Below are 14,637 nucleotides of genomic sequence, written 5' to 3'. Positions count from 1 at the left end.
GGACCCCGGCGACTCCCCCGCTCCCACGGACACCGGCCGTCCAGAACCGACCGCCCCAGCGCCCGAGACCACCGACGCCACATCCAAGCCGCCCACCCCCACGGCGCCCGTGCGCGGGCCGGGTACGGGCTGGGATCTGCACGAATACCGCCACTCCGCCCTGACTCATCTCGGCGAGCAGGGTGCCTCGCTGTTGATGCTGATGGCGAAGTCCCGGCACAAGAAGCCGGAGAACGTCCGCCGTTACTTCAAGCCCTCCCTCGATGCGATCTCCGAGCCGACCAGCCTGCTCGCCCCCGGCGACGCCCGCCGTTGACCGCCTGCGCTGGGCAGGGCCAGCCGCCCGGGCGAGGCCGTTCAGCGCGGAATCACCCAGCCCGGCGCCCAGGTCCCGGTGGCGTCTTGGCCGGCCGCTGTGGCGGCGAGGTGGGCGCGGAGGGTGGCCAGCGCGGGGTGGGGGTTGTCGCGGTGCCAGAGGAGCGAGTGCGGGTATACGGGTGTCGGGTCGGTCACCGGGATGCGGCGCAGACCATGGCCGGCGGGCCAGACCAGGCGGGTCTGCTCGCTCATGAAGGTGGCCAGGGCCGGAGTGTCGGCAATGGTGTCGAGAAGCGCGTCGGGGCCGAAGTTGGGGCCAGTTGCCTCGATGATGAGCCCGAACTCGGCGACGAGGTCGTCGTAGTAGGCGGCCCACTCGGTTCCGGGGACGATGCCGGGCATCCAGATCCGGTGTCCGGCGAGCTGGGCGACGGTCACCGACCGGGCGGACGCAAGCGCGTGGGCGGGGCCGGTGAGCAGCTGGTGCGGCTCGTCGAGCACCCGGACGGACTCGATGTCCTCGGGGAGGGGTCGGCCGGGCATGGCGACGGCGCGGAAGGAGGCGTCGATCGCACCGGACCGGATGGCGGCGACGGCCCGCACGGGACACCAAGCCTGATGTCCCCCTAGCCACCAATCGACAGCCCGGAAGAACCAGAGCAGCTTGGCCTCGTAGAAGGTGGCGCCAAGGGGCGCCCATCACCCCGGTGGTGTTGGCCCCCAACGTGCCCAGGCAGGTACACGGTTACGTACCCAGCCTCGGCAGGCGACGCGCGGGCTGCGGCCGAGCCGGGCTCACGTCCCGGCCACGCGGGGCTATGGCTTCCACTTCGCTCCGGCCACGCCAAAGGTCAGAAGTGCCGTTCCCAAGACAGAGAAACGGGACTGGATGTACCGCCCCGTGACACTCGCGTCCGCCACAGATACCGCCCCCTGACAGTGACCATGCCCATCCTCAACATCCGACCAGCGAAAAACACCCCAATCTGACACGCAGTCATTGGCACTCACCCACTGACACCAAAGCACCCTCTGCAACCACATCCCCGACCTGCAGGAGCTGCGTGCCGACCGCATCCCGGCCCAGATCGACGGAGGTACCCGGTGATCCCCGGACCGCACCGGCTCAAGGGCGGCGCCCTACAGCTCGGCGCCGACAAGCACGGCCAGGCCGGGCCCTTCGGGACCTGGCCCGATCAGGCAGCAAGGAAGACGAGCACGACCCAGCCGAAAACACCCTCGCCGAGCCGCACTGCTGGCCAAGATCACCCCATTTCCATGGCGGCTTTTGGGTTCACCTTGGCTGGACCCCAGCCGGGCCAGCAACCCGCACACACGGGATCCGTAGGCGCGGCGAGTATCGGCGTCCAGCGGTGTGCGACCCAGCGCCGCCGCGTAGGCCGCAGACACGACCGCGAGAAGATGTTCTCAGTTCATATCGTTTGACGTGATCACAAACCGTTCCCTATCTTTCTCAAGTCATATGTTCTCATCTCAGAACACTTGGGGAGCTCCCGCCGTGATCGAAACGCTGTCCGATGCCAACCTAGCCCGCTCTCTGGAGGGGGACTTCTCCAGCCATCTGGCAGAGGTCAACGGAATCCACCTGCACTACGTCCAGGGCGGTCATGGCGATCCACTGGTGCTCCTGGGCGGATGGCCACAGACCTGGTGGCAGTTCCACAAGATCATGCCGGCGCTCGCGCGCCGTCACCGCGTGATCGCCGTCGACCTGCGCGGAATGGGCGGATCAGCCAAGCCGGACACCGGATACGACAAGAAGACCATGGCTCAGGACATCTACGAGCTGACACGGCACCTCGGCCACGAGAAGGTGGACATCGCCGGGCACGACATCGGCGCCATGGTCGCCCAGTCACTGGCCGCAAACCACCCGCAGGCCGTCAACAAGCTCGCGCTGCTGGACGTGCACCACCCGGACGAGACCATGTACGGGCTGACCCTGCTCCCGCAGCCCGACCAGCATGTCGACGGCGACTTCACGGCCGGATCACGCACCTACCTGTGGTGGTTCGCCCTGAACCAGGTCCGTGGCCTCCCGGAGAAGCTGCTGGCCGGCCGCGAGCGCGAATGGCTCGACTCGCTCTTCGACTACCTGCTCCTGGATCGCGCATCCATCAGCGAACCGGACCGGGACATCTACGCGTGGGCATACTCCTCCCCCGAGGCGATCCGCGCCGGCAACGGCTGGTACCAGACGTTCATGCAGGACATCAAGGACGAGAAGGGCCACGCACCACTGACCGTTCCGGTCCTCGCACTCGGTGGAGACCACAGCAACTATGCCTACCTGGCGGCGGTCGTGCCGAGCAAAGGGGTCGACGTCCAGGTGGTGGAGGTGAAGGACAGCGGCCACTACCTGGCCGAGGAGCAGCCCGAGACCGTCATCCGGCTCCTCACCGAGTTCTTCGCCTGACAGTGAGACCGCCCGGTGCGCTCCGCGCCGTCTCGCCGCGCGGGGCGCGCTGGGCTGGGATACGAGGAGCGCCGCGCCCCGGCCATGGGCCCGCTGTGCGAGGCGCCCGTACCGAGCGGGCCGGCGCCCCGGCGGCTCCAGCACCCGAGACGGTATAGGCTCAGAAGATCTCAGTTCAGATTTCTCCCGAAGGAGAGCGCCCGTGGCAGTCCGCCCGCTACGCGAGCACCTCATCCTGCTGCTGGCGATCGCTTCCCATGTATCCAAGCAGACTCAAGAGCACCACTTGGCGAAGCTGGACCTGAGCGTGCGCGAGCAGGTCGCCCTTAACGCCATCGCCGAAGGCGCACCCAACCAGCTCACCATCGCCCGCAGGTCTGGCCTCGACAAGAGCACTCTCACCCCCGTCCTCGATCAGCTCGAACGCAAGAAGCTGATCGACCGGCGCCTCGACCCCGACGACCGCCGCGCGCGCATCGTCACCATGACCGACGCCGGGCGCCGAATCCTGACCCGTTCCAGTCGGACCACCACCGAGATCGAAGAGGACCTCCTCGCCGACCTCACACCCGACGAGCAGGGGCAGTTCCGCGCCATGCTCCAGCGCATCGTCGAAGGACGCATGGCAGGCATGTCCGTCCCCGGTTCCTGCTTGTAGACCCACATCCGCAGGCACGCCGGACCGCAGCGCCGAGCGACGTTCCAGTGTCAGCCGATGGCGTACGGGGGCTGCGGGCCGCCAGTCCCCAGTCGACGGCCGCACGGCATCGCGGACCCGGCCTACGGTCGGCGGCGTCTGCGGTGGGCCCGCGTCCAGCAGCAGACAGGCCCCGTCGGCGCCTGGGCGCAACCCCGGCGCGTTCATGCGGGCGTTCGTCCCTCGGTGGAGGCCCGCCGTTGCGCGCCGCCGGGGACAGATCCCGCCACCAGACCGTCTCAGCGCTGGAAAGGGACGTCGGCCGCGACAGCCACCCCGGCCCGGACACTCAACATGTGCGCGACAACCCGTGGCAGCGGAGCCCGCGGCCGCCGGCCAGTGTGAACCTACTCCAACACCGTGGACCAGCAGATGTAACCCGTGCCCATCACGCCGTTGATCGCGGCGCACAGGTCCGCCGGCCCCTAGTCCGCGGCCTTCAGCGCCAATCAGAGCAGTGTTCGGGCAGCGCTCAGGGCCCACAGCAGGCATGGCATCCCCCGGACATTTGATCGTCGTCGCCCGGCCGTCTGACCCGGTGACAACGATAGCGCTCCACCCTCGCCGTCAAGCCCCGGCCGCGAACCGCACCGTCTTCGTGCCTGCCAGCGCCATAGCGCACGCCGCACCGCCCGCTGCTCAAAGCACGGGCCCGACACCGCCAAGGGGCACCGCAGCAGCCGCGGTCGGCCCGGCGATGGTGACGGTGGTGGCCGGTGGCGTGGCAATCGGCAGCGCGGTGGTCTGGTCGCTCGCCGCCTACCGCCGGTTTCGTTCGGCGGCTTCATGGGCGGCCATCACTTCGTCGCCGTGAGCGAAGGCCCAGGCGCCGAACGCGTCGATAGGTTCCAGCAGGGTTCGGCCCAGGGGTGTCAGTGCGTAGTCAACCCGGGGCGGTGCGCCGGGGTGTTGCTGACGGTTGATCAGTCCGTTGAACTCCAGACGCCGCAGCGTTTCCGTCAGCACCTTGGAACTTATACCCCCGATCCGCTCCCGGAGTTCGACCGGGCGCTGTGGGCCGTCGCGCAGCGCCCACAGCACCACGGCGTTCCACGTGTTGGAGAGCAGGTCGAAGGCGAGGCGGGCGCGGCAGTCGGCGAGGAAGGCGTCGGTGGTCACGTACCACATGGTGCCTGACGGACGCTCTAGCGTCGTAGGGCAAGGTCGGAGCAGGCGCGGGAGGGAATTCACGTGATGAGGATCGGTGTCCTGGGGGCGGGCAACATGGCTGACGCGCTCGCCACCCACTGGGTGCGGGCCAGGCACGATGTGGTCGTCGGGGGACGGGACGTGAGCAAGGCGGAGCGGCTCGCGGCGCGCATCGGCGGCGGGGTGCGGGCGACCGGGTTGCGTGGGGCGGCGGAGTCCGCAGAGGTCGTCCTCGCGGCGCTGCCCTTCGGGGCCGGCGCGGAGGTGGTGCGGGAGCTGCGCGAGGAACTGGACGGCCGGGTTGTGATCGATTGCTCGAACCCGGTCGGGCCGGGGTTCAGGCTGCTGACTGGGCGAGGGCCGTCGGCGGCGCAGCTGCTGGCGGCCGCGGCGCCAGGGGCCCGGGTCGTCAAGGCGTTCAATCTCTGCCACGAGGACGTGTGGAGGATGCGGCCGCCCGTGTTCGATGGCAGGCCGTTGGCGGTGCCGGTATGCGGGGACGACGCGGACGCGGTGGCGCGTGTGGGCGCGTTGGTACGGGATGCCGGCTGTGAGCCCGTGGCCGGCGGCGGCCTGGACCGCGCCGGGCTGCTCGAGGCGACGGCCGCGCTGTTCATCGGGCTGTGGGTGGGGGAAGGGGCGGACGTGCAGGCGATCGCGCCGCCCCTGGCTTACGCGACCGGACCGGGACATTAGTCTCGATCTCGGAGGGCGTGCGAGTCAGCCCCTGCCCGGCGTCCCAACGGACTTCGGACACGCCCCTCCGGCGCCGCCGTGGTCGGGGGTCGCGCCCGGCGTGGTCGGCCTCATGGTCGGGCCTGTCGTCGGCCCCACCACGGCGGTCCGGCCCGGGCTGGAGCGGCACCCGGGCGGGTGATTTCCTTCGCGTACGCGGGCGCAGTCCTAGCGGTTCGCGTCCAACTTGCATATTTCCAGGCGGCATTGGCACCTTCTCATGTGCTCTGTCGTGTTCTGCCCGCCGTTTCCGGCGAACGAGCGAGAGATGATCTCATGCGACGAACCGAGTACGACGCGGGCCAGGCCGCCAAGCGCCTGAAGGTGCCCGCAGCGGCCTTCCGGTGGGCGCGGCACACCGGCCTCATCCCCGCCCCCGATGTGTCATCGTCCCGGTGGTCCCGGGCCGCCGTGGAGGCTCTGGACGCCGACGCCATCCGGGGCGCCATGTCGTCCCCGCCGATCTCCAGCGGCGCGGCGGCCGACCGGATCGCCGACGCGCTCGGCACCCCGAACCCGACCGCGTACGGCGAGCGGGCGAACGTGACGACGTTCGTGGTGCGGCGGTTCGTCGACCGCGGCCTGCTGGTCGACCTGAGCGCGAACCCGGACGGGACGCTGAACCACCCCGACCAGGTCGCGGAGGTCTGCCGCCGCAAGGACCTGGCGGACCTGGTCACCGCCGACACCCCGCTCGGACCCGAGCAGGCCGCCACCCGGCTCCGGGTGCGCCGTGCCGACTTCGACCACATGGTCCGGCTCGGCTGGGTCCGCTCCCCGCAGTCGATCGAGGTCCGCTTCGGCACCAGCAGGGCCGGGGCCGTCGACGTCGCGCTCTACACCACGGGCGTCCCCGCCCACCCCGAAATCGACTGGGAGCAGCTGCGCGCGGTGGAGAAAGGCCGGCGCTCCCCGCTCGCGTCACTGCGCCCGGCACCGGCACCCGCCTGAGTCGGCGGGCGCCCGTCCAGCGCTACGACCGTGCTCCTCCGCCCGCCGCGTCGAGCCGTTCAGGAAGGCGGCCTAGGCGCGGCGTTGCGCTTCCTCGCGGGCGACCTGCCGGGCGAGGCGAAAGATCCTGCGCCATCCGCTGATGAGATCGACTCCCGCCTGCCGATCACCCTGCTGTGCGTCTCACCACCTGCTGCGCTCGTCTACTGACTCGTCTCCCAACGTGGAACACGTCGAAGGGGCTCACAACTTCGAGCCCTGGAAGGTGGCACAACGGAGGCGGTGCCCTTCCGAACCTCGCCTGTCAGGGACGCGGACCGACAGGACCCGGTGACACACAAGCTGTCGCCATCTGCACCTCGCCCAGCGCGGACACTCACAACCCCACGCAGCCCAGGCAAGAAGTCACCCCGAAAGCAGTGGCCCTCATTTCGTTGCCGATCATGAACCAGCAAGGGTGACCATCGCGCGACTTTGACCCTTGCCATCCGACCGAGTCGTCGCAGATGAGCCGGTCGTGTCAGTGCCCGGTCGCATACTGACGCGCATGCAGATATCGGAGTACACACTCAAGCAGGCCTGGCACCAGGTGGTCGCGGGTTCTGACGTGCTCGACGACGCGATGCTCCCGCCCACCGGCACCTCGCCTGACCAGTACGAACAGCGCGTGGGTGAGCCGGACGGTCGTCTCTTCCTCGTCCTGGACGACGATGGCACGGTGCGCGGCCACATCGGTCCCTACCGGGAGGTCTTCGCCACCCAGGACCTGGACCAGGTGCTGTACTTCGCCGCCGAGGACGCCGTCCGTAAACTCGCCGAGCACATCGCAGCCCGCTCCCCGGGCCGCGGCCCGGTGGCCAATCTCGTTGCCGGGCAGGCCGAGTTGCTGGACCGGATCGACCCCGCCTGGGGCATCAGATTCCGCAACGGCGGCGTGGACGGTACGCAGCCCTCTCAGCCGTGCGGACGCGACCCGCTGGAGCGCCTCGCCTGGATCGCCGGCAGCTGGCGCGAGCAGGACCCCTACACTCACCTCGTCTTCTTCCGCGGCGAGAACATCAGCGCGGAACAGATCGCCCTGCTCCACGGAGCCGACCCCGCACAGATCGCCGCCGGAACCTGTCTTGCGGACCTGCGCAGCATGGACGGCGGGACTTTCGACTACTGGGACATCGTCTGGGAGACCTGCTGCTTTGGCCAGGCCGGCAGCTGGGCGTTCCTGATGTACCACGAGACACCCGGTTTCGGGCCCGATCTTCAGGCACTCGCCCGGCTCGGCGTCACCGAGACGGTGCATCTGAGCGCCACCTCAGCGAAGGCTATCTACACCTTTGACTACATGCGCGACGGCCGCCGCATCGACGACGACTGGGGCGTCCTGGAGCTGATCTGGTACGACCGCGGCCGTGCGCCCTACTTCCGAGGCGGTCAGCTCGACTTCCTCAACCAGGCCATTCGCCGCGCCGAACTGGATCATCCCGAACTCACCAGCGAGTTCGAGCTGTACTTTCACGCCCTGGAGGACGCTTTCGACCTCCAACTGCCCCGGCAGGACATTCAGGAGGGAACGGTCCGGGCTGTTCAGTGGGCAGGCCTCAAGAGTTGACAGTCCCGTCCTCAGACCTGCCGAGGGCCGTGGCAGCTCATCTACCCGCGTGCATGGCCCCACCTCGACAGCCACGCAAAGACGAAAGGCACAAGGCAGCAGTCCACATCCCTCACATCGCCTCCCATCAGTTGATGCAGAGCGAACGCCCCTGCGTCAGCGCACAGAAGCGAGCGCTCCCGCGCACCCAGGTCTGAGCCGTCACGCTCGGAACGATCCGTTTTGACAGCCAGCCCGGTCCGCGCACCTCGGAGATATCGACCGGACCAGGTTGGCTGTCAAGAGACATCTGCGGTGTTGCAGGTGGCGAGCTGAGCCGACTGGGTCGCGTTCTGTCGGCGTGTGGCAGTGTCGTCCGCATGTCGCTCCCCTTCTGCCAGCTCATTCGCGACGACGGCGCCCACTGGGTGACCCGGGGGTTGTCCGCCTGCGCGTTCGCCCCTCTCAACCCGCTCGCTCCAGGACACACTGCGGCGCGCCACCACCAACCCGGTCCGTCGTTCTGGGGTCCGAGAGGTCGGGACGGTGACGAGGATCCGGCCGCCAGGCATCTCAGGTCCTCGACGAGCCGGTCCAGCGCGGCGACCAAGGGCGTGCTGGCATTCCTGGGCTGTGGTGGACGTGCGTTCCTGGACTGTGGCGGACGCAGGGCCGTCATTCGATCCTCCCCTGTGCTCGGTGGCGGGGCGGCTCACGCCGCAGCAGGCGCGTGCGCCGGCCGTAACGGAGGCAGTCCCGCCACGCGTCACGCCGGTGCTTGGACTCCTGGGCAGAAGCGCAGTAGCGATACTGGCGATCGCCGTGCACTTCACGGGGCACAGGACCACATGCGGTGTCGCAACCGGTCCTCGGGGATGCCCGTGTCCTCACCTGCGAGCACCTGGCGTGCTGGGGGAAGCCGATGAGGACGGAAGGGGGGCTGATGGTGAACTGGGTGACGGGTGCGATGATGTGTGCTGCAATGCCGCGACGACGGGTCTTTTCAGAGGACTTCACGCCTCCTCGGCCATAACGCGCTACGCCGAACCTGGGGTTGAGTACCCAGATCGCAGTAAGCGGCCGAGACAGTAACAGGCCCCCCTTTCGCAGACCCTTCTGTCTGGAGCTTGTCGACCATGTTTAACCGGTTCCTCCGCCATCGGTCCGTCGCGGCGCTCGTCGTGTCGGCCGCCGTCACCTCGCTTCTTGCCGCCGCTTGTTCAAGCGACGGCAACGGCGATACGGGGAAGGCACCTTCCGCGACCGCCTCGCCCGGTGCGGACTCGCCGTCAAGGAAGCCGGCCGAGGGATCGAGCAAGGTGACGCTTCCGCCGGTGCACGCGGGCTTCGACTATCAGCTTCAAGAGCCCTACACCCCGCCTGCCGGGGTGTCCGTCGTCGTCCGTGATCACACCGCGCCGCCGGCGCCGGGGATCTACAACATCTGCTACGTCAACGCCTTCCAGGCCCAGCCGGGCGCACAGAAGGAGTGGGACGCCGATCTGCTGCTCCGAGACAAGGCAGGCAAGGTCGTCATGGACGAGCAATGGGGAGAGGCGATGCTGGACGTCCACACCGACGCCAAGCGCGAGCGGATCGGGCAGAAGGTGAACACGTGGATCGATCAGTGCGCGGCGAAAGGCTACAAGGCCATCGAGCCGGACAACTACGACACTTACGAGCGTGCCCCCGAGGGGCTGCTCACCGCGGGCGACGCGAAGGCGTTCCTGTCCCTGCTCGTGGCTCACGCGCACAGCAAGGGCCTGGCCATCGGCCAGAAGAACACCTCGGCTCTGGCCGCGGACCGCAAGAAGATAGGCGCCGACTTCGCCGTGGTGGAAGAGTGCGGCCAGTACGACGAATGCGGTGCCTACGCAGCCGCATTCGGCACCCACATCATGGACATCGAATACACGGAGATAGGCATGCAGAAGGCGTGCCAGGGCTGGGGCGACAAGATCAGCATCGTCCGGCGCGACCTGAACCTCGAACCCACCGGAAACAAGGACTACTACCGCGAAGCCTGCGGCAAGCCCTGATGGGAACCAGCTACTCGCGTAGTCAGGAGCGGCGTGTTCCCCAGCGTGTAAGGACTCGGGCTCACGCTTCAACGTAGGCCACGATCGTGATCTGACGAAGAGCGGTCACATAGCAGATCACGCTGCCCCATCGACGTTCATCCACGCAGTCGGGCACCAGGGTGTCGGGCACCGGGGTGCCCAGCTCGGGCTTGACGCTGATCACGGCGACCGAGTGGTCCAGGCAGTGCGTCTCGGCCGTCGTCAGCTTCGCCCCTGACTCAAACGGGCTACAGCAGGACGACTTGGAACCGGCACGGCCCGTGTTCAGGCGACACGGGGCTGCTCGCCGGCGCGGCGCTCCAGGCAGGCGTCGCGGGCTTCCTCCCACAGCACGCCGGACTCTGCGGCCGGGTAGCCGTGCTCCGCGAAACCTCGCGGTGGCCGTCTCCGGATCAAAGGAGTCGGCGGCCAGCAGTTCGGCGGCAGCCCGCGCACACCCGGTCACGACGGCGTCGCGGCTCGCGGCGGTGACCCACCCCTCCTGGAGCGGGAGAGAGCTCGGACCCGAGCGCCGGGCTTGCTCTGCCGGGCCCGCTCTGGGGTGTCAGCCGCAAGGTGCGTTCACCGCAAGGCAGTGTTGCCCTGGAGGAGAGTTTCTCCCAAGAGGCTGAGGGTGTGCAGAACGGCACTGCCGGTGCGGGTGGTGGTGACCAGGCCGGCGTTGCGCAGGACGATGATGTGCTGGCTGGCCGAGGGCACCGAGATGCCCGCGCGTTCGGCGACCATTGTGGTGGTTGCGTGGCGCATTAGCCGGGACCGAGTCCAAGACCGGCCAGATCGTCCGGCTGTGGCTGCCGACGCCGCGGGCGGCCCGACAGGGGGATTCCGACCCCGGGTAAAACGGCTCACCGCAAAGCACCTCGAGCCCGCTGATGCCTTCCCCTCACCGGATGGAACGGGCGCCGTCTGTGATGGTTGCTGTGCCTGTCAGTGGTGGCTGCGCCCGGCTCCGGTGAGGGTGCGCGGCGTGGAGTTCTCGGTACCGGGCGGGACGATGACGAACTGTCCCATCATGCCTTTGTCCTCGTGCTTGAGGATGTGGCAGTGGTACATGTACGGCGTCCATGGGTCGGTGTGGCGGCCGAATTCGACGGCCAGTCGGACCTTTTTCTTGCCGGGCACGTATACGGTGTCCTTGGGGCCGCGCAGGTGCTCCGGCGGTCGCTCGCCGTCGATGTCCAGGACGCGGAAGACGACTTCGTGGATGTGGAAGTTGTGGGAGAAGGTGATGTTGTCCACCTCCCACACCTCGCGGGCGCCGGCCGGCACCACCTCGTCGATGCGGGTCATGTCCATGTGGTGCTTGTTGATGTGGCTGCCGTAGAGACGGAAGGTGCGGGTCCGTTTGCCGGGGGGCGGTGGCACGAGGGACGTGAGGCGGGCGGGGAGGCCAGGCGAGGACGTAAGGCGGGGTGCCGCGGCCAGACGGAGCAGGTCGTACGTACCGTCCTCGATCTCGGTGTCGCCGTCGAAGGACTTGAGCAGCACCTCCTCGCCGGGGTCGAAGGCGGTGACGATCTCGAACCGTTCACCGGGACTGATCCGAAGCCGCCGGACGGCGACCGGGCGCTCCAGGAGGCCGGCGTCGCTCGCCACCACGTGGAACTCACGCTCGTCCGCGAAGCCCAGTGTGAAGACATGGGCGTTGGCGCCGTTGAGCACGCGGAAGCGGACCATGGTGGTGGTGACGCGGAAATACGGGCCGTACGTGCCGTTGATCAGGACGTCGTCGGCGAGCGGGCCGAACGTTCCGCCGAAGTCCTCGTCGAGTTCACCGTCGGACCGGAACTTACGGTCCTGGACGATGAGGGGGATGTCGTCCACACCGTAGGTGTGCGGCAGGCCGGGGTCGTGCGTGTCGTCGAGCAGGAAGAGTCCGGCAAGGCCCCGGTAGACGTGGAGGGCGGTCCGGCCGTGCGGGTGCGGGTGGTACCAGGTGGTGGCCGCGGGCTGGTCGACGGTCCACTCGGGGGTCCAGGTGGCGCCCGGTGCGACCATCTGGTGCGGTCCGCCGTCCATCGCGGCGGGCAGGCGCATGCCGTGCCAGTGCAGGGTGCTCGCCTCCTCGAGTGTGTTCGTCACGGTCATGGCGACACGGTCGCCGCGCCGGGCGCGCAAGGTGGGGCCGAGAAGGGTGCCGTTGATGCCCCAGGTTCTGGCGGTCTTCCCCGGCAGCAGTTCCGTGCGGCCCTGGCTCAGGCGCAGGCCGAACCGCTTCACGCCGTCCTTGCCCGGCGCGGGATCGAGGACCGGAGGTATGCGGAGCGGCGTGGTCAGGGAGACGGTGCCCTCGTTCCCCTGAGCGCCGCCGCACCCGCCCAGGGCGAGGCCGGTGGCCCCGGTCGTGGCGGTCATTCCGGCAAGGGCGAGGAAGCTGCGTCGTCTCATGGCATCAGCCTGCTGCTCCGAGGTGCCCTGCTGCGTCCGCCTGGAGCGGCAACTGCGGTGTACATCCCGGGCGGTAGCGTCATTCTCCGGTGGCAGGCGAAGGTGTCGCCGGGTGGCCGACGCGGCGCAGGGCGCCCGAGCGGCACATTGTCGTCATGAAGCGAACCCCGCGCTTTCTCGGCTTTCGTCCCTCCTCGCGCCCGTCCCCGGCCCGGCCCCTGGTACGCGCGGACGTGGCCGCCGGCCGCAGTCCGGATGGGGCGTCGTTCACCGGCGGGCCCACCGGTGTGGTGCCGCTGTCGCCCGGTCAGCCGATGCTGCTCGCCACCGAACTCCCTGGCACACGTCGCGCGTTGATCATCTGGGTTCGTGACCTGGAGACCGGCAGAATGTTCGCGGCGCACGCGATGCGCGCGCTGGTCACGGTGGTTCGGGGGTAAAGGGGTGCGGGTGCCGAAAGCGGCCGACATGGCATGGGGCACGATCTTGGTGCTGCTGGTGTTCGGGGGCGGTCTCCTGGAGTTGGGGCCGCCCGGGCCCACCGGGCGCCTGGACGGTGGCGCGCTCGCGCTCGCGGCGGTGGCCGCCGCGACGGTCGCGTACCGGCACCGTTTCCCCGTCCCCGCGCTGGTGCTCGCCAACGCGGCGACGACTGTGTGGTTCCTCCTCGACTACCACGGGCGGCTCATCACCCTCGCTCCGCTGCTCTGCTGTTACGCACTCGGGGCGGGCCGGGGCTGGCGGGCGGGTGCCGCCGGTGGTCTTCTCACGGCCGGATGCACCCTCCTCTGCGTACGGTTCGCGCTGGACGGGGGCTGGTTCGGCGATCAGGTGTTCAACGCCGTGCCCCTGGTTGCCGCCGCCACCGCGCTCGGTGCGGCGGTGCACTCCCACCGGGCGTTCGCCGCCGGGGCGCGGAAGAGCGCGGAGCGCCTTGCCCGGGCGCGTACCGACCAGGCTCGCCGGGAGGCGGCCGAGGAACGGCTGGAGATCGCGCGTGAACTCCACGACGTGTTCGGCCATACCATGGCGGCGATCAGCGTGCAGGCGGGTGTCGCCGTCCATGTGATGGGGCGGCGGCCCGAGCAGGCCGCCGAGGCCCTGGACACGATCAAGCGGATCAGCGACGAAGGGCTTTCCGAGGTGCGGCTGCTGCTCCGGGCGTTGCGCTCCGAGGGCCTGCGCACTGCCGCGGGTGGGCTGGCCGGGATCGACAAACTGCTGCCAACCGCAGGCGTTCCGGTCCAGGTGAGGGTACGGGGCGAGGACCGCAGCGTTCCGGTGGCGGTCGACCTCGCCGCGTACCGGATCGTCCAGGAGTCCCTGACCAACGTTCGGCGCCATGCCCAGGACGCCACGAAGGTGCGCCTGGAGATCGACTACGGTGCGCGCCTCGAGATCGTCGTCCGTGACGACGGGAAGCCCGGCGACGGGTCCACGACGGTCGGTGGACACGGTATCGAGGGGATGCGGGCGCGAGCCGGGAAGCTCGGCGGAACGCTCACCGCCGACCCGGTGGCCGGCGGTTTCGAAGTACGGTGTTCGCTGCCGATCGAGAAGGATCTCCCGTGATCAAAGTGCTGATCGTCGACGACCAGGCGCTCGTCCGCGGAGGCTTCCGCGTCCTGGTCGAGAGCGAGCCGGACATGACAGTCGTCGGCGAGGCGAGCGACGGCGCCGCCGCGGCCGAACTCGCCTCTCGGACCAGGCCGGACGTCGTCCTCATGGACGTCCAGATGCCGGGGGTGGACGGTATCGAAGGCATCCGCAGGATCATGGCGGACCCGGACCTCTCCTCCGTGCGCGTACTGGTCCTGACCACCTTCGACGAGGACAAGTACGCGATCGAAGGGATGACCGCGGGCGCAAGCGGGTTCCTTCTGAAGAACACGGACCCGGCCCAACTCCTGCACGGCATCCGGGCCGTCGCGGGCGGGGAGGAACTCCTCTCCCCCGGTTTGACGAAGCGTTTGCTTGCCCGGGTGCCCGCGGCGGGTGCCCGGCCGAACGACAATGTCTTCGCCAAGCTGACGACACGCGAGCGGGAGATCGTAGCACTGGTCGCGCAAGGCATGAGCAACACGGACATCAGCCGTGAACTGGTCATCAGCCCGGCAACAACCAAGACCCACGTCAGCCGGGCCCTGACCAAGCTCGGCGCCCGCGACCGCGCCCATCTCGTCGCCCTGGCCTACCAGCACGGCCTCGTCGACCCGGGCTGATCCCTCACGCAGCACCGGCGTGGGTCACGCCGGCAAGACTGCGACCTCGTCGAACTCGCTGCCGTGCACACCTC

At 69.1% G+C, this 14,637-nt stretch carries 13 protein-coding genes and 2 pseudogenes; 10 read left to right on the top strand and 5 right to left on the bottom strand.

All coding sequences use genetic code 11. From position 1 onward, the window contains the following. Positions 1-109: 109 nt before the first annotated feature. Positions 110-316, top strand: a pseudogene (locus ACWDEX_RS14310) (site-specific integrase); the annotation flags it as partial. A 41-nt stretch (positions 317-357) separates the two neighbouring features. Here the strand turns inward: ACWDEX_RS14310 and ACWDEX_RS14305 are convergent. Next, a pseudogene (locus tag ACWDEX_RS14305) lies at positions 358-915 on the bottom strand (substrate-binding domain-containing protein); the annotation flags it as partial. A gap of 922 nt (positions 916-1,837) precedes the next feature. Between ACWDEX_RS14305 and ACWDEX_RS14300 the strand changes: the two are divergent. Both ACWDEX_RS14300 and ACWDEX_RS14295 read left to right on the top strand, forming a co-directional pair. Further along, positions 1,838-2,755 carry an alpha/beta fold hydrolase gene (locus tag ACWDEX_RS14300; protein WP_450463600.1) on the top strand — a complete coding sequence of 306 codons (918 nt, stop codon included), beginning with the start codon at positions 1,838-1,840 and terminating at the stop codon, positions 2,753-2,755. 202 nt (positions 2,756-2,957) lie between these two features. After that, positions 2,958-3,413, top strand: coding sequence for a MarR family winged helix-turn-helix transcriptional regulator (locus ACWDEX_RS14295; protein ID WP_450463599.1), 456 nt, complete (start codon positions 2,958-2,960; stop codon positions 3,411-3,413). 798 nt (positions 3,414-4,211) lie between these two features. Here ACWDEX_RS14295 and ACWDEX_RS14290 read toward each other — a convergent pair. Continuing rightward, positions 4,212-4,571, bottom strand: a complete 360-nt coding sequence (locus ACWDEX_RS14290) for a winged helix-turn-helix transcriptional regulator (RefSeq protein ID WP_450463598.1) — start codon at positions 4,569-4,571, stop codon at positions 4,212-4,214. Between the two features lie 75 nt (positions 4,572-4,646). On the opposite strand from ACWDEX_RS14290, the gene ACWDEX_RS14285 reads away from it, so the two are divergent. The 4 genes from ACWDEX_RS14285 to ACWDEX_RS14270 all read left to right on the top strand — a co-directional run bounded on the left by ACWDEX_RS14285 (position 4,647) and on the right by ACWDEX_RS14270 (position 9,911). Next, entirely contained in the window at positions 4,647-5,297 is a 651-nt protein-coding gene (locus ACWDEX_RS14285; protein WP_450463596.1) for an NADPH-dependent F420 reductase, read from the top strand. Positions 5,298-5,612: 315 nt separating this feature from the next. Next, positions 5,613-6,287 carry a hypothetical protein gene (locus ACWDEX_RS14280; protein ID WP_450463594.1) on the top strand — a complete coding sequence of 225 codons (675 nt, stop codon included), beginning with the start codon at positions 5,613-5,615 and terminating at the stop codon, positions 6,285-6,287. Positions 6,288-6,834: 547 nt separating this feature from the next. Continuing rightward, complete coding sequence (locus ACWDEX_RS14275) at positions 6,835-7,893, top strand: hypothetical protein (protein ID WP_450463593.1); 1,059 nt, start codon at positions 6,835-6,837, stop codon at positions 7,891-7,893. 1,115 nt (positions 7,894-9,008) lie between these two features. After that, positions 9,009-9,911 (top strand): endo alpha-1,4 polygalactosaminidase, encoded by a 903-nt coding sequence (locus tag ACWDEX_RS14270; protein ID WP_450463591.1) that lies wholly within the window; start codon positions 9,009-9,011, stop codon positions 9,909-9,911. 61 nt (positions 9,912-9,972) lie between these two features. On the opposite strand, the gene ACWDEX_RS14265 is transcribed toward ACWDEX_RS14270, so the two are convergent. The 3 genes from ACWDEX_RS14265 to ACWDEX_RS14255 form a co-directional block, all read right to left on the bottom strand. Then, positions 9,973-10,116 (bottom strand): hypothetical protein, encoded by a 144-nt coding sequence (locus ACWDEX_RS14265; RefSeq protein WP_450463590.1) that lies wholly within the window; start codon positions 10,114-10,116, stop codon positions 9,973-9,975. A 398-nt stretch (positions 10,117-10,514) separates the two neighbouring features. Then, a complete protein-coding gene (locus tag ACWDEX_RS14260) occupies positions 10,515-10,700 on the bottom strand; it encodes an ArsR/SmtB family transcription factor (RefSeq protein WP_450463589.1) in 186 nt (61 codons plus the stop codon). A 180-nt stretch (positions 10,701-10,880) separates the two neighbouring features. Further along, complete coding sequence (locus ACWDEX_RS14255) at positions 10,881-12,341, bottom strand: multicopper oxidase family protein (RefSeq protein ID WP_450463588.1); 1,461 nt, start codon at positions 12,339-12,341, stop codon at positions 10,881-10,883. A 155-nt stretch (positions 12,342-12,496) separates the two neighbouring features. On the opposite strand from ACWDEX_RS14255, the gene ACWDEX_RS14250 reads away from it, so the two are divergent. From ACWDEX_RS14250 to ACWDEX_RS14240, 3 genes are read left to right on the top strand one after another with little or no spacing between them, the layout of a single operon-like run. Then, entirely contained in the window at positions 12,497-12,781 is a 285-nt protein-coding gene (locus ACWDEX_RS14250; RefSeq protein WP_450463586.1) for a hypothetical protein, read from the top strand. Between the two features lie 10 nt (positions 12,782-12,791). Then, positions 12,792-13,913, top strand: a complete 1,122-nt coding sequence (locus ACWDEX_RS14245; protein ID WP_450463585.1) for a sensor histidine kinase — start codon at positions 12,792-12,794, stop codon at positions 13,911-13,913. Beyond that, positions 13,910-14,563, top strand: coding sequence for a response regulator (locus tag ACWDEX_RS14240; RefSeq protein ID WP_450463584.1), 654 nt, complete (start codon positions 13,910-13,912; stop codon positions 14,561-14,563). Before ACWDEX_RS14245 ends, ACWDEX_RS14240 begins: the two co-directional genes overlap by 4 nt. Positions 14,564-14,637 lie beyond the last annotated feature (74 nt).

It is taken from the genome of Streptomyces sp. NPDC001020 (genome assembly GCF_053599115.1).
Note: the sequence above shows the minus strand (reverse complement) of the source record. Positions and strands in the feature narration are given on the sequence as shown.